This is a genomic window from Pseudomonas sp. PS01298 (assembly GCF_029959745.1).
Classification (GTDB): domain Bacteria; phylum Pseudomonadota; class Gammaproteobacteria; order Pseudomonadales; family Pseudomonadaceae; genus Aquipseudomonas; species Aquipseudomonas aylmerensis.
In genome coordinates this window covers 1-335 of the sequence record NZ_JASCPP010000260.1, presented here as the reverse complement: position 1 = coordinate 335, position 335 = coordinate 1, and the positions used below count along the sequence as shown (strand labels likewise).

At 56.4% G+C, this 335-nt stretch carries 1 protein-coding gene; it reads left to right on the top strand.

Annotated features, from left to right (window positions below; genetic code table 11):
• Positions 1-259, top strand: a 259-nt coding sequence (locus QMX97_RS32070) for a hypothetical protein (protein ID WP_282398241.1), incomplete at its 5' end; no start/stop codon positions are given.
• Positions 260-335 lie beyond the last annotated feature (76 nt).

Here is a 335-nt window from a genome sequence, read left to right as displayed (position 1 = left end):
GGGCGAAGCCCCCCTAAAACCTGAGTACCGGATCTACCTGAAAGACCGCAGCGGTCTTATTGGGGCTGCTGCGCAGCCCAACGCGGGGCAAGCCCGCTCGCCACAAAAAACAGGCCTGCTCACTACAAAAAAAGGCCTGCTCACTCGTGGGTCTGCTCACCACAACAATTGCTGCTGCCATAAACAAGCACACAGGCCGCGGGAGATTTTGTTTGAGGGCGAGCCTTATGCGTTGAGTGAGGGTTTGTTGGCAGAGTAGTTTGAATCGCAGAGGGAAGGGTGAGCCTATTGTGATGAGCACACTTCCTTTGTGGTGAGCGGGCTTGCCCCGCGTT